Below are 23,492 nucleotides of genomic sequence, written 5' to 3' on the forward strand. Positions count from 1 at the left end.
TAGAATACATGCCTGTCACGCATGGGGTCGCGGGTTCGAGTCCCGTCCAGACCGCCAGTAAAAAAGGAGCCTCTCACGTAGTTGAGAGGCTTTTTTTGCCCTCTAATAATTACTTATTTGAGGACTTAAAATTTAGTTGTGTTGTTAAGTGCGTAAGCACTAAGGTTTAGTAGTTAGACCAATGAAAAGCTTTCCTAGTGCGGGAGAGCTTTTTTTATGTGGTATAATTATTTTATTTAGTAATAGAGAAGCATTAATCCGTTTGGATTGATGCTTTTTTTGTTTGTAAGAATTAAAAAAGGGTATTCAATTAGAATACCCTTTTGTTTATTATTTATCGATCTTGTTTACTATTAGATTGTCCATTGTAAAGTATAAAGCGGTATTAGGACCATTTTTACCTTTATCGGTTGTTTCTAAGAAGAATACTAAGTATTTTACTTTTCCTAAAGGAGAAAGGTCTACAGTGTTCCAATTTGTATTAATTTCATTTATACCGTCTCTGAAGTCTACAAAGTAATGCGTTACTGGTTGTTCAGATGTAAGCTTTTTATTTTCATCTGCACCATAGATATGAATAGCAAAGAAATCACCTTTTTTGAAAGCACTTGCATAAGCGTCTCCTTCTAAGATACCATAGTATGGCCAAGGACTAATAGCGAAGTCTGCACTAACAGCGTTGTATTCATTGTTGTCATCTTCTAATGTAACAACAGAAGAGAATCTATCAACAGCAAAGGGTTTGCTTGGATCTAACAGTTTTACATTGGGTTTATGATCTGCATAAGATACTAAGAAAGGTGTTCCTTTTCCTGCTACACCTCCTTGTGGCATAGTTCCCCATTGGTTTTCTAACCAGCCATCTCCTTTTAATTGATTGCTATTATCAGTACTGTTCGATACTGTGAACCCCATCCAAGTGTAGTAATCAGGGAAACCAAGGTGTTTAAAGTTAAAGATTCCACTTTTTAAAACAGCATCTTCTGTATAGGTGTCCTTCCATATTTTACCCCCTGTAGTTACTTGTCCATCGGATAAGTTAAAATCAGATAGATCTAATTTTACATAATTGTAATCATAGCTTTTAGTAACTACTACCTCATAAGTATAATATTTATACGAATTACCATTTTGTTCAGATAACACTAAGTTATAAGTACCTGGTTTATTAAAGGTATGTTTAAGTACTTGTTGTAATGACAGTACTTGTTGCGTTGTATTATTAGTCCATTTGTAAATAGCATTTACATTATTAACTTCAGGATTAATGGTTACTTCTTCAAAAGTTATTGCTTGAACACTTCCATTAAAGGTTGGTGTTGAATAAGGAGCACTATCATCGTTAGAGCAACTTGTAAATGTTGTAGATGTTAATAAAGTTAATCCTATGAAAAGGAAAGAACTTAGTTTAAAAAAATGTTTTTTCACGTTTGTTGAATAATTTATTGTTTGTTGGCTATCATATTTAGAGTGATAGTTTTTTGTTATATGACAGAATAGAACTAATGCTATTATAGGTCATTGCGCAAATATATTATTTTATCAACAAGTTTTTTACTTAGTAAATTAAATTATAAACATCTTGAATATGGGGTATAAGTAAAGTGATAGAGGAGTATAGAAATGAAAAAAGCAATCTATTATAGATTGCTTTTTTATTTTGATTGTTGCTTAAATTATTTTTTAGGTAATTTATGAGCTACTAATTTGTTTATTGTAAAGTAAGCAGGGGTATTGATTCCGTAATCTCCTTTATCAGAAGAATCAGCGTAGAATACTAAATATTTAGCTTCTCCAAGTTTAGAAAGTTCTACTGTTTGCCAATCTTTATTTATAGTGCCAACTCCTTTAGTAAAATCAACTAAATATTTTACGATTGGTTTTTCATTAATAACTTCTTTATTTTCATTTAAAGCAAAAATGTGAATGTTGTAAAAGTCACCTTCTTTAAATTTCTTACCATATCCATCACCTTCAGTTACTGAATAGTAAGTGTAAGGATTAATTGCAATAGATAGTTCTTCAGGTAAAAATTTTTGAGCTAAATCTTTAGCATCTGTTAGTTCAATTACTGTTAGTGTATTATCAATGTCAATTACAGTTCCTTTTTTAATATCAGTAGGCACTGTTTGCGTATTTGCAACGATAAAAGGATTGAAAATTTCTTTACCTTCTTTATTTTTAGATACTGTGTTAGCCATTGTACCATACATATTAGTAGCAAAAGCTTCTTTTTGATTTTCCTTATCTGTACTATTAGAAACAGTGAATCCTGACCAATAGTTTACTCCGTCATAATTAGAAACTAAGTGGTTGAAAATAAAAGGAGAAGTTTCAAGTTTTGTATTTGCTGTAAATGTATTACTCCAAATAGAGCCATCTACTGTAGGAAGTGTTAATTCTATTTTTGATAAATCTAAAACACTATGTAGTTCTTTTCCATAAGATACGGTTGTTGTATAAGAATACATTTCAACTACATCCCCTTTAGTTGTTTTAAGAGATATTCTATAAGTTCCTGGTTTATTGATTTTATACTCTAATACTGGTGCAGTAGAAATAAACTTTTGAGTAGTATTATCGAACCAAGAAAATTTAGTATCTACAGGATCAATTTTAGGATCAATTGTAAAAGGTTTTCTTGCGTCTTGTTTTAATTTAGTGTCATGAATTTCAATAGTAGTATTCGCTGAATCATCGTTAGAACAACTTGTTACAAGTGGTGCAGTTAAGCTTAGTCCTAAAAAGAATAAGAAACTCGTGCGTAAGAATCTGTTTTTCATCGTAAATAAATTTTGTATGTGTATTTTAATGGTGCAAAATTAGTAATTTTTTTGGTTAATATTTTTAAAATTTAGCATTTAAAACAAAAAGACAATACGTGTCATTTTGTTTTTATTAAAAATAGTAACATTTTTTAACAAAAAAGCCTTAGTGTAAATACTAAGGCTTTTTGTTTTATTTGTTTGGGATAAATTCTTTGGTAGAATGTAAGTTTACTATTCCACCAAATTCGGTAGACACTTCTCCTAACCATCCTGCTTGTTGACTTACTCCAGTATATACTTTTATAAAATTTATATGTGGTAATTTTACAGGATTACCTTTTTTATCAACAGCCCAACTAATATCTATGGTGCTATTTTTATTATCATTAGGTAGATTATCTGCATATCCGTACTCATAAGAAGGTAATTTCCAGTGACTATTAGTTCCTTGAATCGCGTGATCAGGAAGTTTAGTCCCTTTAAAAGATATAGATTGTTCCTTTACCCATTCAGGGAAATAACTTTGTGTATGATAGTTTAGTTTTGGTTTCCACCCCTTATTTCCTTGGTTGTCCGACCATTCTACATATTCCTCGAAGTCCCCTGTTTTATTATCTTTATCTTTTTCAGGTTTATAGTATGTAATTTCGTAATTCTGGATCGTACCCATTAATGAATGTCCACTTCCTTTAATTTCATACCACTCATCTTCATTAGGAATTCCATCTCCATTTTTGTCATAAGCTACCATAATTATTCCTGGTTCAGCGTTATTTTCAAAAGCGTTTCCTAAAACTCTAAAATCGCGAAAGCCTTCTACATTTAAGATAGGAGAATCAAACCCTACAACAATATAACCACCGAATGCACCTAAGCTTACTACAGAAGGGTTTTTACCTGAGACATAATTCAATGCCTTTTTTATCATATCCTGCTCTGTATCTCCAGGTTCATATTTAGGTAATTTGTTTGTAAATTGCCCGTAAGCAGGTTTAAATTCAAACACTTTAGTAACGTGACTAAAGTTTGTGACAGGAGCTGTAGGATTAATTGGTACAGAAGGATCTGTTGGAGGAAGAATAGTGTTGTTTGAATCATCACTACTTGAGCAACCACTTGTTGCAAGGACAACAAGTGATAAGCTAAGTATTATTTTACTTTTTAATAACATAAATTAGTTTGTTTTTGTTTTTCTATCTTGTAGGAATAGAAGTTCCTTCTAAATGTAAGTCAATAGCACCACTTACTTCAGTAGAAGTTTCTCCTAACCAGCCAGCTTCTTGATTTAATCCAGTGTAAACTTTAATAAAATCAATTCCTGGTAAGTTTACTTTTTTACCATCTTTATCTACTGCCCAAGAAATATCAATTGCTGATTCGTCATCTTTATTCGGAGCATTATCAGCATATCCATAATCAAAGCTATATAATACCCAATAATTTCCTTGACCACTCTCATCAATTGCATTATTTGGCAATAAGGTTCCTTTAAAAGTGATCTTATCATCTTTTACCCATTCTGGGAAATAGCTTTGCTGATGGAAAGTATTCTTGGGTTTATACCCTTTGTTCCCTTGATTATCTTCCCATCTCATATACTCTAAATCTGTAGCCCAAGTAAGAGCCGGATCTTTTACAGGTTCTTTATTTGCTTCAGGTCTATAGAAAGTGATTTCATAATCCTTTACTGTTTTTGGTTTTGAGTGCTCACTTCCTGCGATTTCATACCATTCATCTTCATCAGGAACACCATTACCATTTTTATCATAAGCAACCATTATCACACCTGGTTCACAACTACCACCTCTTCCACTTGCACCTGCATTAGGGTTTGCATTTGCCCAAAAAGCATTTCCTAAAACTCTAAAATCTCGTTTTCCTGGTACATTTACAACTGTGTGATCAAAACCAAATACAACATAACCACCAAAACCACCTAAGCTAATCATACTTGGTTTTGGTACAGCGATTGCTTTTTCCGCTTTTTCAATCATTATTTCTTTAGTATCTCCCTCTTCGTATTTAGGTAATTTATTTGTAAACTGCCCATATGAAGGTAAGAAATCATATATTTTAAAAATATGATTTTTATAAGCTTCTTTTTCTTTCTCTATTTTAATATCAAAACTGTGAGTTATTTGGTTATTATCGTCTTGTACTTGTACGATTAGATTATAACGTCCTTCTTTTAAAGTAACAAAATATAAGTCATTATCATTACTGATAACTGAGTCTTTAGCTATATTATTGAAACCAATAACTTTCCACGTTACTTTTGGTGAAGTGAATTTTTCAAGATTAGGAATAATCGCAATTGATTGACTTCGGTCTGTGGCATATTCTCCAGATAGTTTTAAATCAGAAGATTCTACTGGAATAACTGGTTTTTCTGGAGCTACTGTAAAAGGAGTTCCATCGTCATTTGAACAACTAAAAAAGAATAAACCTCCAAGGCATATTGCAGCTAATGAGGATAATCTTAATTACTTTTTTTTCATAATTTATATAAGTTGGTTTATTTTTTAATAAAGGCAAAGTGTGCAGGTATATTACCTCCAGTAGTTCGCCATTTTAGTTTTCCTTCAGGGGAATAACAATATACAAATCCAGTACCCACATAATCTTGGGCATCTGTCATATATATATCCTTAGTTTCTGGGTTTACTGCAATTCCATAAGGGATTAATATTTGTCTATCTGTCCCATCCGTTATAATGTTATCTGTGATAATTTGCTTCGTATTTGTATTTAAAATACCATATGAAATAGTATTCTGACCCGTATTGTGTTTATATGACGTTGCGTAATAATACAATTTATCATCATCAATTGTCATATTAGAAATAGGGATGTCTAACTTTTGTTTGACTTTGTCTGTATTAGAGTCAATTACATATAAACTTGGTTCTTCATTGTAATAATCACCACGTGAGCTTACGTATATATCACCATTGCGGTCCATTTGCATACGGTGTAAGTTAATTCCTACATCTATTTTTTTGATTTCAGTAAACGTAGTTAAATCTACTACAGATACAGTAGTGTCGTAGTTTGGTACTCTATATCCACCAGAGTTAGCTACATATAGTTTATTACCTTTTATAACCATTTCCTCAGGTTGGTAACCTACCACTACTTTACGTGTAACCTCTAAGGATAAAGTGTCTATTTCAGCAACAAAGCCAATTTCTGCATTCGGGTTGATTTCAACTTTTCCCGAATAAGAACTCACGTAAGCCTTACCGTCTTTAAATTTTAAATAGCGACAGTTTGGAACGTGAATTTGTTTGATATGTTTTCCTGTTTCAACATCAAATACTTCTACAAAGTTTGAAACGTTTATCGTAGCATAAACCTTCTTACCATAGATTTGGATGTCATTTCCAACATCTCCTAATTCTTTAGTAATGTTAGGGTTTCTCTCAGAAAATATATCTCGTGTATAAACTCCACTATCATATTCAAATAAGTCAATTGAAGCTCTATTCATACCCATATTCCCTTCGTTTAACAGATAGAAACCTCTGTATTGGTCTGAAGGAGTAGGGATAGAAACAGTAGAGCTGTCCGATAAGAATATCATTTCATCTTTTCTACAACTCGTTAATAGAATCAAAGAAAAAAGGAGTAAGTATATATTTTTTAATCTCATAATTCAAAGTTTAAAGTAAAACGAAAGTTGCGCCCTGGCATAGGGAAGTTAGTTACAACTTCATAATATTGATTCGCTATATTGTTAGCTTCTATAGATGCTTTAAAACGGTAGTTATTCCATTTAAAGCTTTTTTGCAATGATAAATCGTGTGTGTACCAAGGTTGTATCTCATTGCGTTTAATGTTGTTTTTATTACCGTTATAACGTTTTCCAACATAGATAAAGCTATAGTTAAATGCCCAATCTTTATAGTCTAATGACACAATTGAAGACCCCGAATGCCAAGGAGCATAAGGAATTTGGTCACCATAATACGAAGGTTGTCCAAATAGGGTAGTACTTTTGTCTTTAGCAACGGTATATTCGTACGTTAGATTTACACCAAGTGTTAGGTCGTCTATAATATTAACTGTTGTTCCTGCCGAAGATTCAATACCGTAGTTTTCAACCTTACCTAAGTTTGTCATCATCCAACGCATCATACTTGAGGTAGGAGAAGCAATGATTTTATCTGTGATATTCGCATAATAAGACTCTACAGATAAATGTACTTCATCAAAGAAACGTGTGTTTAATGGTTTGCTATAAGTAAAACCTACGTTGAATTGTCTTGATACTTCAGGTCGTAAATTAGACGTACCCAATTGTGTATAATACAGATCATTAAAAGTAGGTAGCCTAAAGATGTATTTGTAGAAAGCGTGAACTATAAAGTCTTCACTATCCCAAGGTTTATAGCTCAAGAATAGAGAAGGAGCCCATACAGAACGGTCAGGAGCTTGTAGGTTATGGCGTACTTTTTCTTTAGTAAATGTTCCAAGAATATTCCCTTGAGCTTTTACCTTTCCAAGATTAACAGATGTGGCTAATGATGTCAAGAAAGTATATCTCTCAGGATAAGAAAACAATGTTCCTTGTCCTTTTCGCGTAGCATTTAGTTTGTTGTATTGAATGTCAGTAGCCAAAGATACCTCCCAAATATCGGTTATTTTGTAAAGGTGAGCTGCCGATATATACCAGTCTTGTTGGTAAAAAGTATTGTCGAATTGTGGGTTATACGTAACCTCTTCACCTTCAAAACCTACTGTTTTACGAGATTTATAATGCATCAAATCATAAGCAAACTTCCCTTTTAATAAAAAAGAGTATTTATCAGTTACAAAGCGTGTCCACTCTGCCTGTGCCATAAAGTTTTTGTCTCCTTGGCGTTCATTGATGTTTTCTGTTTCAATAGTAGTATCACTCTTTTTAATCACCGCACCAGGTAATCCTCTGTCTGATTGGTAGTAATACACATTTGCTTGCCAAGTATTCTTATCGTTTTTACCATACCAAGCGTTTTCAATTCGATAAGCTTCAATGTCACTGTTAAGTCTGTGTCCAATTGTATCATAAGCAACCGAACCATTTATGTTGAGTTTTTTTTGTCTGAATTTATAATCCCCATTAGAGTAAATGTACTCAGCACTAATACTGGTACTCACATTGTCATTTACTTTGTATTCCGTTCTAACAGAAGGGTTCACTAACTGAATAGACCCTGCTTTGTACTTAGCAGAAAAGTTATAATCTTTTCCCTCTTTAAAGACAGGTTTTTTAGTTTGAATATAGACAGTAGAAGCAGAAGCGTATTCCTTTGCAGATTGAAAAATAGCACTGCGTTGTCCGTTGTATAGTTTTACAGCTTCTACATTATCTAAAGAGAATTTACCTAAATCTACAATACCATTTTGTGCATTTCCAATTTGAACACCATTGTAAAAAACACCTACGTGATGCGTACCCATATTGCGGACATCCACTGTTTTTAGTCCACCCATTCCTCCATAGTCTTTGATTTTGATACCCGCAAAATAGCGTAAAGCATCAGCAACACTATGGCTGTTTAATCTTTCAAGTTGTTCTCCTTGTAAAGTTTGTACAGGAATAAGGTCTTTAAAAACTTCTTTTTCAATTACAATCTCATTCAGAGAAGTAATCGTATCTTGTTTTTGTTGTGCGAATAGGGAAGTTCCTATCAAACAACATATTCCTAAAGGGAGTAGTTTTAAGTTCATAGTTTAGTCAGCTAACAAAGTTGATGGAAAAGGGAAGAAAGAAACGCATCTAACCTATCGTTAGCAATAAACGAAGAAGTGCGTTCGCTGTTTTATACCCGAAAACATCAAACAATTAAGATAAAACGGCAGGTATTCTGACTTACTCAAAAACAAACATCCTTCCCATTATACAGAGACAACAGTGGATAACGCGGTTTGTTTTCTGGACGAGTTTACAGCAGCGGGTCTGTTTAGGATTTACACCTAATTCCCTTTTAATATCTCGAAAGACAACCATAGTATCGGTTACAAATATATATAAAATAATATCTTAAAAAAGTAATTTAAACAGCATAGTATCAGAATGCTATACTTTTATTAGGGATATCTCGGAATAATTATAGAATTGTAAAAAAGTCTTTATGTTTTTTCTGTGTGTTAATCGCTTGTTTATTGGTCGGAATATCCCAAGTTGGATATACGCGCATACCTCTTTTACCTTGCTTATTGGCTGAAGAAATAATGTTTAAGGTGGCCAATACATTTTTTGGGAAGATAAAATAACCTTTGTTGTTGTTTTCAACACAAGAAATAATCATAAAATCAAAGTCGTCAGCAATGTGATAAGGTTCTGTAATCCCGTGTTCATTCCTTTTCCAGATAGCTACAAAAAGTCCTGTTTTCTTGGGTGTAACCTTAGCTTCTCGGTAAATTATCTTGTAGTTGTTGATTGAAAAAGAACAAGCATTATACTCATTACTTTCAGGGAATAAACAATAATTGGTTACAAAAGAAGCTGTTTGTAATTCTGAAAAATTATTTAATAAAGGAATAAATTGTTCCAACATTTTGATTTTTGTGTAAATATATTTCAAATGAATTGTTTTCTTTGCAAAATCAAATAAATTAAAATCACGCCAATGTTATCAAAACCAAGATTAGCATTATTAATAGGAATCGTGTGTATTTCGATTTTTCCTGTTATCGTAAAATTAGACTTGACACCGCCTCTAATTTCAGCATTTTATCGAATGGCTATTGCAGCTGTATTTGTAGTGCCTTACGCCTTATTTACAAAGCAAATGAAGCTGTACGATTTAAAAACGATGATGCTAATTGTGTTATGTGGTTTTTTCTTTGGTGCAGATATAGGCGTTTGGAACTTTGCTATTCAAGGGTCAACAGCTACTCAAGCTACTTTGCTAACTAATCTTGCACCCGTTTGGGTAGGAATAGGAAGTTATTTCTTCTTGAGTTCAAAACCAAGTATTAATTTTTGGATAGGAACCGTATTTGCTATTACAGGAATGGTTGTTTTAGTTGGTGTAGATGTGTTTATGGACTTGTCTTTTGACTTGCCATTTGCCTTTGGAATTTTGTCAGGTATCTTATATGCGTGTTATATTTTATTCAGTAAAAAGGTTTTAGAAAAAGTAGAGATTATACCATTTATGTCATACAGTTTATTGGTTTCTTCAATCTTTTTAGGAATCACAAACTTTGCAATGGGGTCAGAGTTTTCTGGGTTCAGTAGTATGGGATGGTTAACATTAGTTGTGCAAGGAATTGTATGTCAGTTAATCGCTTGGTTCCTGTTAAGCTTTGCAACAAAGCATATGCGAGCAACGAGAGTTTCACTAAGTTTATTGAGTCAAGCTTTATTAGCAGCCTTTTTAGCTTGGATGTTCTTAAATGAAGAGATTACAATGCAGATGATTTATGGAGGAGCAATTATTCTATTTGGAATTGGGATAACATTTGTTGAAAAGCCAATTATTGGAGGAAAAAAAGAAGTGAGTTTGAAATAGTAAATCACCTGTTAAGAATAAAAAAAAACGTCGTATTAGTGATAATACGACGTTTTTTTTTAGAACCATATACTGGCATTCTTCCAAATTATGCTAATTCCAAGGGCTACAAATACAATAGAAACAACTATTTTCATAAAAGTTGATACTAAAAAACCAAGGAAAGAACCAGAAGCAGCTTTCAGTGCTCGGTTGATATTTTTATAGTCAAATAATAACTCACCTAAAAGTGCCCCAACAAAAGGTCCGATTATAAAACCAAAAGGAATTGGAGCAATTAAACCAACAACCAAACCGATGTTAGTGCCCCATATTCCGTAGGATGAGCCACCAAAACGCTTTGTCCCCTGTGCAGGAATAACGTAGTCTAAAATTGAAATTGCGATGGTAATAACACAAGTAATCCACAAGATATAGTGATTTATTTCAACACCTGTTGTTAGATATAAACACAGTATTCCAAACCAACTTAGGGGTAATCCAGGTAGGGCAGGAAGCACACTTCCGACCACTCCGCCTGCTAATAAAACAAGTGCAACGATTAATAGTAAATATTCCATTCGTATTTTTTGTATTTTTGAGAAATAAAGGTACAATAATCCAAGCTATGAAAAAATCACTGATGTTTATCTTTTTACTGGTTTTAACTGTTTCCTGTCAATTGAAATACAATCAATTGCCAGATGAGGAAGTGTTGCTAAAAGAAGAATTAGATAAAATTGATTGGACTAAAGTTGATACATATCCGACAGTAGATTTGTGTGATTCTTTGTTAGATGACAAGTCTAAAAGGGATTGTTTCTTTTCTTTTATTACCCAGAATTTGCAAGTTCGTTTTAATGCAGATACTATTGAGGGTAATTTTACTCAGCTTGACACCTTAAAAATATTAGTAACAGTTAAGACAGATTCACAGGTAGACTTTGAATTATATGATTTGCCGGAAACGCTAATAGAACAGACAAAAACAATTAATAAGTTCTTACACGAACAAGGGCAAGTATTTTCAGTAGTTCATCCAGCTGTAAAAAGAGGCGTACCAGTTACAAGTCAATTTATTATTCCTGTTGTTTTAAATAAACAATAGTTGTCTTTAAAATAATCTTGGAATTGCGTGTAACGTTATAAATCAGCTTCTTCTTTTTGCTTTACTCTATAAGTCATCACAAATATACTACCGATGCTGATAGGCAATACAATGTTTAGTAACCAAATTAATGTTGCGACCAACGCTACTACCCATTGATTAACTCCTAAAGCGGTGAAAATAAACATAGCAATACTACCTTTTACAGCAAACTCTAAAAACTGAAAGTTAGGAAGTGATGATGCCATTAAATAGATAGCAGAAACTGCACATAACAATTCAAAATAAGGAATGTCAACACCTAATAAGTAGTATAAAATCACATATTGGTGGGTAAAAGAAGCATAGCGAAAGAATGCTAAGATTAAGTTTTTACGATGTTTCTGACGAGGGATTTCATTTATCATTTCGATAAGTGATTTAATAGAGTACCCTTTTATCGTAAAATGACGCAGTGAAAACAAGATTAAAATTACAGTTGCAATTACAGCATAGGCAATAAACAAATAGTAATTCGGAATTATTTCGTGGAATTGATTAAGAATACTTAGTCCTATTAATCCAAATACAATGGCATAAATGACTTGAACGCCATTACAGATCATATTTAAAAAGATAACTCTACTTGCGTCTTTTTTCTCAAAATACAATGCCTTTCCTGCATATTCACCAATACCATTAGGGGTAAAAATACCCAAAGTAAGCGCACTTAACACTTGCTTAGTTGCTTGCCAAACGCTAACTGGTTTGATTAATGATGAGAGATTCTGCCATTTTAAAATTTCAATAAAGCGATTAGAAAAAGTCAAACACGCTAAAATAAAAAGAGCAAAGTAGTTTTCTTTTTTAGCGATTACCTCTAACAACACTTTAAAATCAAGGGTTTTATCATTTGATAATTGATTGTAGATATAATAAAAAGCAGAAGCAACAACTAATATTTTAATTAGAAGTACGAGATATTGCTTAGTTTTGTCTGATAGAATTTTCATCACTGCAAAATAAGATAATATTTTGTTGGGCAGGGATATAAAAGTGTAAAAAAATATTAAATTGACAGTAGATAGAATCATATTAGGTATTGACCCTGGAACCACTATTATGGGGTTTGGGTTGATTAGAGTGGTAAATAAGAAGATGGAGTTTATACAGTTGAATGAGTTGCTATTATCCAAGTATGAGGATCGCTATACGCGTTTGAAGCTTATTTTTGAACGTACAATTGAATTAATAGAAACACATTTGCCAGATGAAATTGCTATTGAAGCACCCTTCTTAGGAAAAAACCCACAATCAATGTTGAAGTTAGGTAGAGCACAAGGTGTTGCAATGGCAGCTGCTTTGTCTCGCAATATTCCTGTTACAGAATACGAGCCTAAGAAAATCAAGATGGCTATTACTGGAAATGGTAACGCAAGTAAAGAACAAGTGGCAAAAATGTTACAACAGTTGTTGGGTTTAAAAGAGTTGCCTAAAAATTTAGATAGTACAGATGGTCTTGCCGCTGCGGTTTGTCATTTCTATAATTCAAATAAGATTGTAACTGGAAAAAGTTATTCTGGATGGGATGCATTCATCAAACAAAATCAAGACCGAGTTAAAAAGTAATGGCAGGTATATATATTCACATTCCCTTTTGCAAGCAAGCTTGTCACTATTGTGACTTTCACTTTTCTACTTCCTTAAAGAAGAAAGAAGAGATGTTGCAAAGTTTGAAACAGGAGTTAGTACTTCGAAAAGAGGAATTGCACAATGAGGTGGTAGAAACCATTTACTTTGGAGGAGGAACCCCAAGTATTTTGGAGGTAGATGAAATAAACGATTTGATACAAGCAGTTTATAACTTGTTTCCCGTTTCAGATAATCCCGAAATAACATTAGAGGCAAATCCTGACGATTTAGACTATACTACAATTCACAAGTTGGCAGCGTCTAAAGTAAATCGCTTAAGCATCGGTATTCAGTCTTTTGGAGAAGAAGACCTGAAAATGATGAATCGTGCACACAATTCTTTAGAGGCTATAAGCTGTTTAGATGAAGCAGTTAAGCATTTTGACAATATTTCTATTGATCTTATCTATGGTATTCCTAATATGAGCAATGAACGTTGGTTGGTTAATGTTCAGCGTATTCTTGATTTGGGAATTCCACATATTTCTTGTTATGCGTTGACAGTTGAAGAACGTACAGCATTGAATAAATTAATCAAAAAAGGTGTAATTCCAAGTCCGAAAGAAGAAGTAGCACATAATCACTTTATGTTGCTAATTGAGACGTTGCGCAAGAATGGCTATATTCATTATGAACTATCCAATTTTGCTAAGCCAGGCTATTATTCAAAGAATAACTCTGCTTATTGGTTGGGTAAAAAGTATTTAGGGATAGGACCGTCTGCTCATAGTTTTGACGGCGTACACCGCAGTTGGAATATCGCTAACAATCCGTTGTACATAAAAGATATCCAATCAGGAAAACTTCCTTTAGAGGTTGAAGAGTTGTCTCTTTCTGATCGCTATAATGAGTATATTATGACTGGATTACGCACGATATGGGGTGTTGATGTTAACCGCGTACACCGTGATTTTGGTCAAGATTTCTATGATTACCTAATACAAGAATCAACTCATTTTATTGCAGATGGCCTAATGCATCGCGAGGGAGATGTACTGACGATTACTGATAAAGGAAAATTCTTAAGTGACGGTATTGCATCTGATTTATTTTGGTTAGATTTGAAATAAAACCGTGATAGCAAGTATAACCTTATCCGATTGCGTATATCAAATTGACTTATCACAGCCAATAGATATATCTATTCCTCTTGTTAATACAGAAAGCAATCCAATTGCGTGGTATTTAGAGAAACCCGATATTTCTCCAGTTGAAATGGGTGATTGGATCGGCAAGGTGAGCGAGGGTAATTCGTCTACGAATTTTAATAATATTACTTTTAATCCTCACGCACACGGTACACATACAGAATGTTTGGGACATATTACTAAAGCTTTTTATAGTGTAAACGACAGTTTAAAAGAGTTTTTCTTTTTTGGGCAGTTAGTTACGATTGAGCCTGAATTACAAGCAAACGGCGACTTTGTAATTACGTTAGAGCAAGTAAAAAAAGTGTGGATTGAACAAGGTCAGAAAGCAATTGTTTTTAGAACATTACCCAATTTAAAAGAAAAAAAATCAGCGAAATATTCACATACGAATCCGCCTTACTTATCGTGGGAAGTATGTGTTTTTTTAAGAGCGAAAGGTGTTGAACATTTATTAATTGATTTGCCAAGTGTGGACAAGGAAAAGGATGAAGGAAAATTACTTGCACACAAAGCATTTTGGAATGTAACGAATGTAAGTCAATTAAATGAGGATGCTCGTTTAAATGCAACTATTACAGAGATGATTTATGTAGCTAATGAGGTAGAAGATGGCTTTTACTTTTTGAACCTGCAGATAGCTTCTTTTGTCAATGATGCCTCACCAAGTAAGCCTGTTTTATATCAACTAATCAAGTAATTTATGGATATTGGAGTTATTTATGACTATTGTTTACACAAAAAAGGGGTAACAGAGGACTTTCCGTTTGATGAAGAAGTACTTACTTTTAAGGTAGGAGGTAAAATATTCTTATTGCTTAATCTTAAGAAGTGGGAGGAAGGAGAGCACAGTTTAAATCTTAAGTGTAATCCTGATCGTGCAGAAGAACTAAGAGGAGAATACACTGAGATTACACCAGGTTACCACATGAGTAAGAAACATTGGAATACCATTGCAGTTAGAGGCTCAGTTAATTGGGTGTTTTTAAAAGAGTTGATAGACCATTCGTATGACTTGGTATTTCAGGGACTAACAAAGAAAATGAAAGAAGAGATTTTAAAGTAAATAAAAAAAGAGAAACTAATCATTAGTTTCTCTTTTTTTATGTGAGAAAAATGGAGTGATTTTTACTTTTTTTGACTCTTTTTTTAGTAAAATAGTGGTTAATAATTACGGTTTTTGTTTAAAAAAGCTTTTTTGTCGCTGTTTTTTCCTTTGAAAAAATGTAATTATTAGTGATGTGTAAACCTGTGGTAGGCCTTATGTTTATTGAGGTTATAGTGTTTTTTTTGTTGTAATTTTGATGTAGATATCATTTACTTTTATAAAGAGATTCTCTGACTTATGTGGGACAATCCTCCGAGAATACTGGGATATAGGGTGTTTTGTCGGAGGATTGTCGGAGAATCCTCAGATTAGTGTCTATGTATTCTGATTTTAAGCTATTGTTTGAAAATAAGAAAGTCTTTGTTTTATTAGGATAAGAGAGAGCTTTTATAAGTTTTACATATCTTTTTAATATGTTAATGTTTCTTGATGTTAGTAATGCTTTATTTTTTATTACTTAAACAGTTATAGCTAACAAAAAACGCCTTGAGAACTCTCAAAGCGTTTTAGTATTGATAGTTAAGGCTATTATCTATTAGTTTTCTTGGTCTATTTTTACTTGAATTTTAATTGGTATTGTGAATTGACTTCTAACTTTTCTACCTTTTAGCTCAGCAGGAGACCATTTAGGCATTGTTTTTAAAATTTGGATTACTTGTTGTCCAATACCATGACCTGGATCTCTGACAACACTTGCATCATAAATAGAACCATCTGCTTCCACGATAAATTGTACAATAGTCATTATAGTTGAATCTGTTATTCCTTTAGGCGTAACAAATTTTGAAATAAAGTCATTGTTAAAGGCATTCATTCCTCCTGGATATTCTGCACGTTTCTCTACTGCTACAAAAACTTCGTTGTCATAAGATTGTGAAGTAGAGGATTGTTTTTTTACTTCTTGTGCTTGTACCGTTGCTACACCAGCTGTTAAGAAAAGGGCAGTAGCAGTAAAGATTGCAAATGCATTTCTATACGGATTGTTTTTCTTTGTAATCATAATAAAACGTTTTTTGGTTAGGTTAAAATTGAATGAATTAGATAAATTAAGTTCACTCTGATTATAAGTTTGGTTTAATAATAGTTGTAAATATTCGTTGGCTTCATCTTTGGAATTGATACTTCCCTGATCAGCTAAGAATTCATGATTTAAAGCAATGCTGTTTTTGTATATGTAAAAAAGTGGGTGAAACCAAAACAATATTTTTAGTACTTCTATGAATAGAATATCATATGTATGTTTTTGTTTAACGTGTATTTGTTCGTGTATTATAATCTTGTTGTCTTTTGATAAGTCTGTTGTTTCTGGCAGGTAAATACATTTGTTGAACGTAAATGGGTTGCTAAGTTTTGAATGTAAAATGTACTTAAATGAATCATTATAAACTACTTTACCTGTTTGCCTTAGTTTTTTAAATTTTAGAAGACTTACGATCATTGTTATGAATGCAATAGTTCCTCCCAGTATGTAAATCCCCAAAAGAACTGTACTTAATTGAATATTGTTATGTTCTTGTTTTGTTTGATTTGGAGAAATGATTACTTCTGTTAACTCGTGCAGTTTAGTATTAATTACTGAAATATTACTTTGTACAGGTAAAGTGATTAATGGAATCACTAAAGCAAGTATTAAGGAGAAAAGAAGATAAAACCTCTTGAATTTATGTGCTTTCGTATCTTCGAGTAATAACTTGTAAACCACTAATGCAATAGAAAGTAGAATAGTTATTTTGGTTAAGTAAAGTATCATAATTTATTTGGTTTTGAGTTGGTCGTCTACTATTTTTTTTAATTCTTCTAATTCCTTTTTACTCATTTTACTTTTTTTAGTAAAAAAAGAAGCGAATTTTAAAGCTGAGTTTTCAAAGAAGTTTTCTACGATGGCATTGATATGATTTTCAAAATAGTCTTCTTTTGCAATTATAGGTGAGTATTCTCTTGAGTTACCATAGGTTTTGTATTTTATAAATCCCTTGTCTGTCAATCGCTTCAATAAGGTTGATATTGTTGTTTGTGCGGGTTTTGGTTCAGGGTATTTATCAATTATATCTTTAGCAAAAGCTTTTTTTGCTTCCCATATATATTCCATTAATTGTTCTTCTGTTTGTGGCAGTTTGATCATAATTATAGTTTTGTATGATGTTCTAATATTCCTTTTTTGTAATGTTTTACATCAGTTAGTTTTCCTTTTTTATCATAAAAGAACCAAGAACCAAAGTAGTAATAGTGTAATTGTTTGTCTGTTTTTTCAAACTTGGTTTGTCCTTTTATTTTTACTTTTCGATTTGGATAGTATTCAGTAGTGATAGCAATGCCATTTTTAAATAATTCTTTTTTATAAAGTACTCCATCATATTTGTAGCGCCAGGTTCCTTTTTGAAAACCATCGTTATTATACCTACCTCTATGAATATCTTTTTTATTATCTATGCTTGTTTTAAATACCCAACGACCTATTTTTTCACCATTTCGTTTTTGGTTGATTTTACAAGAACTAAAGAGAAGTAAAAAGATTAATACGATTGTGGAATGAATAAATCGAGTCTTCATATCTATAGTTGTAAATGTTGCTCTACAAATATAGAATAGTTTTTTGAAACAACTATTTTTTTAAGAAAAATAATGTTAAAATATATTCTTGTTTTAATGGTTTGTAATTTTTATTATTGTAATAAATAGTTATTTTTACTTTAATAAAAATTTTATAGTTATAATATGGATTATTTTGTAAGTGATAATAATATTTCTGTTTCAATAAATGATGTTATAAAGGAAGCAAAAGATTTTGTGTGGTTGATTTCGCCTTATATAAAATTACATCATACATTGAAATCTGCTTTAAACGATTTAAAAGAAAAGCCTAATATTAAATTGGTTGTTGTTTTTGGTAAAAATGAAGAAGATTTCACTAAAAGTTTTTCATCTGATGAAATAGAATACTTTATGTCTTTACCTAATATCCAAATATATTATGAACCTCGTTTGCATGCTAAATATTATGCAAATGAGAGAAGAGGATTGTTAACTTCTATGAATTTATATGCATTTTCCCAAAACGAGAATAAGGAGGTGGGAGTTTTTTTAGATAATTCAGATTTTAAATGTGCTAAAGGTTATTTTGAAGGTTTAATTCGCGATGCTTCTTTAGTATATCATAATGAGTCAAAATTTACAGAAGCAGGGATCTTTAATAAAAGTAAATATATTAAGTCTGAAATAAAATGTAATAAATTACTTGGGATAATAAAAGACTCAGGTTCTATAAATAGTAAGCAAGAGAGTTATTCTAATGATGTAAAGAAGGAAAGAGGTAAAGATAATAGGAAAGTAGAATTTGGTTATTGTATTCGAACAGGTGTTAGAATTGAGTTGAATTATAAAAAGCCTTTTTCTGAAGAAGCTTATAAAAGTTGGCTTAAGTTTCAAAATGAAGAATATAAGGAGAAATATTGTCATTTTTCTGGAGAGGAGTCTTTTGGAGAAACAAGTTTTAAAAAGCCAATTTTAAAGAAACATTGGAGTAAAGTTCCAAAATAATAAAGAGAATGAGAGTGTCCTTTTGGGGCGACCTCATTCTCTTTGTTTATATCAAGTAATTACCCGTGTATTTGTTCACTATTTCCGTAGCTTTGAATAAGTTCTCCTTCAAAGTCTAACCATTCTTTCCAACGTTTATCAACATCAACTTTTTCAGTATATTTTTTCGCAAACTTCAGGAAAGTAGTGTAATGATTTGCTTCAGAAACCATTAAGTCGTAGTAAAACTTTGCTAACTCTTGGTCTTCGATGTTCTGAGATAATGTTCTAAAACGTTCACAACTTCTCGCTTCAATCATCGCAGCAAATAATAATCTGTCTATAAAAGCGTCATTGCGACTACCATCTTTTTTACAGAACTTACTTAGTTTGTTGACATAGTCATCTTTGCGTTCTCGACCTAAAGTATAACCACGTTTTTTAATGATATCGTGTACCATTTTGAAATGTTCCATTTCTTCAATAGCAATATCAGTCATAGCGGTTACTAAATCCTCATGTTCTGAATTATAAGCAATAATCGTAATTGCATTGCTTGCAGCTTTTTGTTCACACCAGCAGTGGTCTGTTAAAATTTCTTCTAAATTACCTTCTGCAATATTAGCCCAACGAGGGTCCGTTAATAATTTTAATCCAAGCATAATTCCTTTTCGTTTTATGCAAAAATAACAATAATTAGATAGATTAAAAATGAGTCTATTACATTTGTGAGAATGCTTATTTTTGTGGTATGGAAAAGGTATTTCAAAATAAACGAATCGTTGTTATTGGTCAGGTTTGGCCTGAATCTAAATCATCTGCTGCAGGAAAGCGAATGTTGCAATTATTAGCTTGTTTTAACCAGTGGGGTATGGATATTTACTTTAGTAGTGCTGCTAAGAAGAGTAACTATAGTGATGATCTGTCTGCGTTGGGAGTTACAGAGTTTGAGATATGGTTGAATGATGAACGTACAGATGAAGCTTTGAAATCTTTGAATCCTGATATTGTTATGTTCGACCGGTTTATGATTGAAGAGCAGTTCGGTTGGCGTGTTGCAGAGCAATTTCCTTCTGCAATGACTGTGTTGGATACAGAAGACCTACATTTCTTGCGCTATGCGAGACAAGAGTTGATTAAAAAAGCGGTTGGAAGTTTAGATGATTATCTTTATTCAGAGCGTACAAAAAGGGAGTTAGCGAGTATAATGCGTTGTGATTTGACTTTGTTGATTTCTAACTATGAAGAGGAGTTGTTAACACAAACATTTGGCATAAGCGATAAATTATTATTGACGTTACCTTTTTTAGAAGATGAGATTACAGCAGAAGAAAAGTCGAATTGGAAAACTTTTGACAACAGAGAGGGCTTTGTTTTTATTGGTAATTTTATTCATGAACCCAATTGGCAGACGGTACTTCGGTTGAAGAAAGAAGTATGGCCTTTGTTGCGCAAGCGATTGCCTAAGGTAAATATGCATATTTATGGAGCCTATCCTTCTCCCAAAGTATTACAATTACACAATGAAAAGGAGCGTTTTCTTGTTCACGGTAGAGCAGAAGATGCTTTGGAGGTAATTAGTGATGCAAGAGTTATGTTGGCTCCGATTACATTTGGAGCGGGAATAAAAGGGAAGTTTGTAGATGCTATTCAAGTGGGAACACCTTCTATTACCACTTCTGTAGGAGTGGAATCAATGAAAGGAGAATTGCCTTGGTGTGGTTTTGTCTGCGATGAGGTTGAGGAAATGGTTGAAAAAGCAGTTTTATTGTATTCAGATGAGTCGGTATGGAAGGACAAGCAGAATTTAGGTGAATCAATCTTACTAACGAATTACGACAAGAAACAGTACGGTGAATTGTTTCTAAAGCGATTAGTAGATTGCTATACGAATCTTGAGAAGCATAGACGTAGTAATTTTTTAGGACAAGTATTTAAGCACCATAGTGCACAAAGTTCTAAGTTTTTTGGTATGTGGATAGAGGCAAAGAATAAAAAATAAAAAAAGGCGAGTTAATTAACTAACTCGCCTTTTGTATTGTAGTGAACTACTATTTTACCATTTCAGTGTAATATTTGTAGAACAAAGGAATAGTTTCAATACCTTTTAAGTAGTTGAATACTCCGAAGTGCTCGTCTGGAGAGTGGATAGCATCTGTATCTAATCCGAATCCCATCATAATAGACTTAGAACCTAATTCTTCTTCAAACAAAGCTACAATTGGAATAGAACCTCCTGAACGCACTGGAATTGGTGTAACACCAAAAGTGTGTTCATAAGCTTTAGCAGCAGCTTTATATCCAACAGAGTCGATAGGAGTTACATATCCTTGTCCTCCGTGGTGAGGTTTAACCTCTACACGTACACCAGCAGGAGCAATGCTCTCGAAGTGTTTTTTGAACAATTCAGTGATTTCTTCCCATTCTTGGTTAGGTACTAAACGCATTGATATTTTTGCGAATGCTTTACTTGCGATAACAGTTTTAGCTCCTTCACCAGTATAACCTCCCCAAATACCGTTTACGTCTAAAGTAGGACGGATAGAGTTACGTTCGTTTGTAGTATATCCTGCTTCACCATAAACATCCTCGATGTCTAATTTCTTTTTGTAGTCATCTAAAGAGAAAGGACGTTTAGCCATTTCATCTCTTTCTTCGCGAGAAAGTTCTTCTACTTTGTCATAGAAACCAGGAACTGTGATATGGTTGTTTTCATCGTGTAATGAAGCAATCATCTTAGTTAATACGTTGATTGGGTTTGCAACCGCACCACCATATAAACCAGAGTGAAGATCTCTATTAGGACCAGTTACTTCTACTTCTACATAGCTTAAACCTCTTAAACCTGTAGTAATAGAAGGTTGCTCGTTAGAAATCATTCCAGTATCAGAGATTAAGATAACGTCGTTTTTAAGTTTCTCTTGGTTTCTTTTCACAAACCAGCTTAAACTTACAGAACCAACTTCTTCTTCTCCTTCAATCATGAATTTCACGTTACAAGGTAAAGCATTGTTAGCGATCATATATTCAAACGCTTTTACGTGCATAAACATTTGACCTTTGTCATCACAAGCTCCACGAGCGAAGATAGCTCCTTCTGGGTGTATGTCTGTTTTTTTGATTACTGGTTCGAATGGAGGAGATGTCCATAATTCGATTGGATCTGCCGGTTGTACGTCGTAGTGACCGTAAACTAATACCGTTGGTAAGGCAGGATCAATGATTTTTTCTGCATAAACAATAGGGTAACCAGGTGTTTCACATAATTCAACAAGGTCACATCCTGCTTCTTCTAAACTTTTTTTTACGTGTTCTGCAGTATTAATTACATCCTGTGAGAAGGCACTGTCAGCACTGATAGAAGGTTTTTTTAATAGTTCAATTAGCTCATCTAAAAGACGTTGCTTGTTTTCTTGAACAAATTGTTTTGAATCTTTCATAGTATATAGGATACATTTACATTATTCCTTACAAACATAAGAATAAAAAAAAAATAAATTTTTTCTTGCACATTAAAAAATGCGTTGTATATTTGCAACGTCTTAAAGGAACAACAGTGACTAACACTGGTTCCAGCCAACAAGCGGGTATGGTGAAATTGGTAGACACGCCAGACTTAGGATCTGGTGCCGCAAGGTGTGAAGGTTCGAGTCCTTTTACCCGCACAACAAAAACCTCTTCATATTTTTGAAGAGGTTTTTTTATTTCTACTACTTTCCTAATCTTCCTTTTTCGTACTTTTTAATTTGGTATATTTAGGTGATCTTTTGCAAGACAAGTGACTTTTGGTTTGGTTATTGTCTTAAGATAGACTGTTAATCCAATTTTTGAGTTAATAATGAATTTAAGAACAATACTTTCTACACTTTTAGAATACGAATTATACGCAAGTAAATCGCTTACAATAACAATTGGAACAATCTTGTTTATTGTATTCACTTTAATGATTACTAAGTATGGATTACGCTTTTTGAAGAAGACGTTTATCAATATGGCTACACCAGATGTAGCTGCACGCTTAAGTAGTGTGTTTAACTTTGTAAATTACTTTATTTACGTCATTATGTTTTTCTTTATCTTAAATGCGATAGGGATCAATATTAGTATGTTTTTGACTACTTCTGCTGCTTTATTTGTTGGTTTAGGTTTGGCGCTTCAATCGATTTTTAGAGACTTAATAGCTGGTATTTATATTTTGTTAGATAAAACGCTAAACGTTGGTGATGTGATTGAAACAGGAGGACACGTTGCAAGAGTTAAGACAATCAGCTTGCGTTGTACCGTTGTAGAGACACGTAATAGAAAAGATTTAGTTATACCAAATAGAAAGTTAATAGATGATGTAGTTTATAACTGGACACACGAAGATCCTGTTATCCGTGCACGAATTGATGTTGGGGCATATATTGGTACTGATGTAGAATTGGTAAAGGCAGTTTTGTTAACTACTGTTGAAAACAATGTTGATGTGTTGAAACATCCACAACCAATTGTTTTTATTAATGAGTTTGGCGAGTCGTCAGTTCGTTTTATTTTATACTACTTTATAGATAATGCTTTTGATAACGATCGTATAGCAAGTGAAATTCGCTTTGAAATAGACAAGAAGTTTAAACTAAATAATATTCAGTTACCAGTACCTGTTTTACGCTTGGATAATACAGGTAAGTAGTTTGTAATTTACTTATATTA

24 protein-coding genes, 1 tRNA gene and 1 riboswitch are annotated in these 23,492 nt (G+C 32.8%); of the genes, 11 read left to right on the plus strand and 14 right to left on the minus strand.

The window, feature by feature from the left end:
- Positions 1-330: 330 nt before the first annotated feature.
- The 4 genes from AABL81_RS01395 to AABL81_RS01410 form a co-directional block, all read right to left on the minus strand.
- Positions 331-1,428 carry a DUF4465 domain-containing protein gene (locus tag AABL81_RS01395; RefSeq protein ID WP_341340190.1) on the minus strand — a complete coding sequence of 366 codons (1,098 nt, stop codon included), beginning with the start codon at positions 1,426-1,428 and terminating at the stop codon, positions 331-333.
- A 248-nt stretch (positions 1,429-1,676) separates the two neighbouring features.
- Complete coding sequence (locus tag AABL81_RS01400) at positions 1,677-2,783, minus strand: DUF4465 domain-containing protein (protein WP_341340191.1); 1,107 nt, start codon at positions 2,781-2,783, stop codon at positions 1,677-1,679.
- A gap of 175 nt (positions 2,784-2,958) precedes the next feature.
- Positions 2,959-3,939: a PKD domain-containing protein gene (locus AABL81_RS01405; protein WP_158209560.1), complete on the minus strand. Its 981-nt coding sequence runs from the start codon at positions 3,937-3,939 to the stop codon at positions 2,959-2,961.
- Positions 3,940-3,961: 22 nt separating this feature from the next.
- The gene (locus AABL81_RS01410) at positions 3,962-4,762 is read right to left on the minus strand and encodes a PKD domain-containing protein (RefSeq protein ID WP_341340192.1); all 801 of its coding nucleotides are present in this window, start codon (positions 4,760-4,762) and stop codon (positions 3,962-3,964) included.
- Between the two features lie 337 nt (positions 4,763-5,099).
- On the opposite strand from AABL81_RS01410, the gene AABL81_RS01415 reads away from it, so the two are divergent.
- A complete protein-coding gene (locus tag AABL81_RS01415) occupies positions 5,100-5,294 on the plus strand; it encodes a hypothetical protein (RefSeq protein ID WP_341340193.1) in 195 nt (64 codons plus the stop codon).
- Here the strand turns inward: AABL81_RS01415 and AABL81_RS01420 are convergent.
- From AABL81_RS01420 to AABL81_RS01430, 3 genes are all read right to left on the minus strand, one after another.
- Positions 5,284-6,420: a YncE family protein gene (locus AABL81_RS01420; RefSeq protein ID WP_158209558.1), complete on the minus strand. Its 1,137-nt coding sequence runs from the start codon at positions 6,418-6,420 to the stop codon at positions 5,284-5,286. The two genes, AABL81_RS01415 and AABL81_RS01420, sit on opposite strands and share 11 nt — an antisense overlap.
- Positions 6,417-8,480, minus strand: coding sequence for a TonB-dependent receptor (locus AABL81_RS01425; protein ID WP_341340194.1), 2,064 nt, complete (start codon positions 8,478-8,480; stop codon positions 6,417-6,419). Before AABL81_RS01425 ends, AABL81_RS01420 begins: the two co-directional genes overlap by 4 nt.
- A 110-nt stretch (positions 8,481-8,590) precedes the next feature.
- A riboswitch (cobalamin riboswitch) is annotated at positions 8,591-8,776 on the minus strand.
- Between the two features lie 84 nt (positions 8,777-8,860).
- Positions 8,861-9,310, minus strand: a complete 450-nt coding sequence (locus AABL81_RS01430) for a MepB family protein (protein ID WP_341340195.1) — start codon at positions 9,308-9,310, stop codon at positions 8,861-8,863.
- A 72-nt stretch (positions 9,311-9,382) separates the two neighbouring features.
- On the opposite strand from AABL81_RS01430, the gene AABL81_RS01435 reads away from it, so the two are divergent.
- Positions 9,383-10,270, plus strand: coding sequence for a DMT family transporter (locus AABL81_RS01435; protein ID WP_158209555.1), 888 nt, complete (start codon positions 9,383-9,385; stop codon positions 10,268-10,270).
- 59 nt (positions 10,271-10,329) lie between these two features.
- Here the strand turns inward: AABL81_RS01435 and AABL81_RS01440 are convergent, their stop codons facing one another.
- On the minus strand, positions 10,330-10,830 hold the full coding sequence (locus AABL81_RS01440) for a DUF456 domain-containing protein (protein WP_341340196.1): 501 nt from the start codon (positions 10,828-10,830) through the stop codon (positions 10,330-10,332).
- Between the two features lie 47 nt (positions 10,831-10,877).
- Here AABL81_RS01440 and AABL81_RS01445 point away from each other — a divergent pair, with 47 nt between their 5' ends.
- Positions 10,878-11,357: a hypothetical protein gene (locus AABL81_RS01445; RefSeq protein ID WP_341340197.1), complete on the plus strand. Its 480-nt coding sequence runs from the start codon at positions 10,878-10,880 to the stop codon at positions 11,355-11,357.
- 35 nt (positions 11,358-11,392) lie between these two features.
- On the opposite strand, the gene AABL81_RS01450 is transcribed toward AABL81_RS01445, so the two are convergent.
- Positions 11,393-12,349, minus strand: a complete 957-nt coding sequence (locus AABL81_RS01450; protein WP_158209552.1) for a hypothetical protein — start codon at positions 12,347-12,349, stop codon at positions 11,393-11,395.
- 61 nt (positions 12,350-12,410) lie between these two features.
- On the opposite strand from AABL81_RS01450, the gene ruvC reads away from it, so the two are divergent.
- From ruvC to AABL81_RS01470, 4 genes are read left to right on the plus strand one after another with little or no spacing between them, the layout of a single operon-like run.
- On the plus strand, positions 12,411-12,965 hold the full coding sequence (gene ruvC / locus AABL81_RS01455; RefSeq protein WP_090410468.1) for a crossover junction endodeoxyribonuclease RuvC: 555 nt from the start codon (positions 12,411-12,413) through the stop codon (positions 12,963-12,965).
- Positions 12,965-14,098 carry a radical SAM family heme chaperone HemW gene (gene hemW, locus AABL81_RS01460; RefSeq protein WP_341340198.1) on the plus strand — a complete coding sequence of 378 codons (1,134 nt, stop codon included), beginning with the start codon at positions 12,965-12,967 and terminating at the stop codon, positions 14,096-14,098. Before ruvC ends, hemW begins: the two co-directional genes overlap by 1 nt.
- A 4-nt stretch (positions 14,099-14,102) precedes the next feature.
- Complete coding sequence (locus tag AABL81_RS01465) at positions 14,103-14,876, plus strand: cyclase family protein (RefSeq protein WP_341340199.1); 774 nt, start codon at positions 14,103-14,105, stop codon at positions 14,874-14,876.
- Positions 14,877-14,879: 3 nt separating this feature from the next.
- Positions 14,880-15,242: an MmcQ/YjbR family DNA-binding protein gene (locus AABL81_RS01470; RefSeq protein WP_341340200.1), complete on the plus strand. Its 363-nt coding sequence runs from the start codon at positions 14,880-14,882 to the stop codon at positions 15,240-15,242.
- Between the two features lie 577 nt (positions 15,243-15,819).
- On the opposite strand, the gene AABL81_RS01475 is transcribed toward AABL81_RS01470, so the two are convergent.
- From AABL81_RS01475 to AABL81_RS01485, 3 genes are read right to left on the minus strand one after another with little or no spacing between them, the layout of a single operon-like run.
- Entirely contained in the window at positions 15,820-17,034 is a 1,215-nt protein-coding gene (locus tag AABL81_RS01475) for a M56 family metallopeptidase (RefSeq protein ID WP_341340201.1), read from the minus strand.
- A 3-nt stretch (positions 17,035-17,037) separates the two neighbouring features.
- Positions 17,038-17,406: a BlaI/MecI/CopY family transcriptional regulator gene (locus AABL81_RS01480; protein WP_341340202.1), complete on the minus strand. Its 369-nt coding sequence runs from the start codon at positions 17,404-17,406 to the stop codon at positions 17,038-17,040.
- A 2-nt stretch (positions 17,407-17,408) separates the two neighbouring features.
- Complete coding sequence (locus AABL81_RS01485; RefSeq protein WP_341340203.1) at positions 17,409-17,834, minus strand: hypothetical protein; 426 nt, start codon at positions 17,832-17,834, stop codon at positions 17,409-17,411.
- A gap of 165 nt (positions 17,835-17,999) precedes the next feature.
- Between AABL81_RS01485 and AABL81_RS01490 the strand changes: the two genes are divergently transcribed.
- Entirely contained in the window at positions 18,000-18,821 is an 822-nt protein-coding gene (locus AABL81_RS01490) for a phospholipase D family protein (RefSeq protein WP_341340204.1), read from the plus strand.
- Between the two features lie 59 nt (positions 18,822-18,880).
- Here the strand turns inward: AABL81_RS01490 and AABL81_RS01495 are convergent, their stop codons facing one another.
- On the minus strand, positions 18,881-19,462 hold the full coding sequence (locus tag AABL81_RS01495) for a tRNA-(ms[2]io[6]A)-hydroxylase (RefSeq protein WP_158209547.1): 582 nt from the start codon (positions 19,460-19,462) through the stop codon (positions 18,881-18,883).
- An 89-nt stretch (positions 19,463-19,551) separates the two neighbouring features.
- On the opposite strand from AABL81_RS01495, the gene AABL81_RS01500 reads away from it, so the two are divergent.
- On the plus strand, positions 19,552-20,802 hold the full coding sequence (locus tag AABL81_RS01500; protein ID WP_341340205.1) for a glycosyltransferase: 1,251 nt from the start codon (positions 19,552-19,554) through the stop codon (positions 20,800-20,802).
- Between the two features lie 49 nt (positions 20,803-20,851).
- Here the strand turns inward: AABL81_RS01500 and AABL81_RS01505 are convergent, their stop codons facing one another.
- Complete coding sequence (locus AABL81_RS01505) at positions 20,852-22,240, minus strand: dipeptidase (protein ID WP_158209545.1); 1,389 nt, start codon at positions 22,238-22,240, stop codon at positions 20,852-20,854.
- A 143-nt stretch (positions 22,241-22,383) separates the two neighbouring features.
- Between AABL81_RS01505 and AABL81_RS01510 the strand changes: the two genes are divergently transcribed.
- A tRNA-Leu gene (locus AABL81_RS01510) sits at positions 22,384-22,465 on the plus strand.
- 173 nt (positions 22,466-22,638) lie between these two features.
- A complete protein-coding gene (locus AABL81_RS01515; protein WP_341340206.1) occupies positions 22,639-23,472 on the plus strand; it encodes a mechanosensitive ion channel family protein in 834 nt (277 codons plus the stop codon).
- The last annotated feature ends 20 nt before the right edge of the window (positions 23,473-23,492 follow it).

Source organism: Myroides sp. C1519 (assembly GCF_038039755.1).
Classification (GTDB): Bacteria; Bacteroidota; Bacteroidia; order Flavobacteriales; family Flavobacteriaceae; genus Flavobacterium; species Flavobacterium phaeum_A.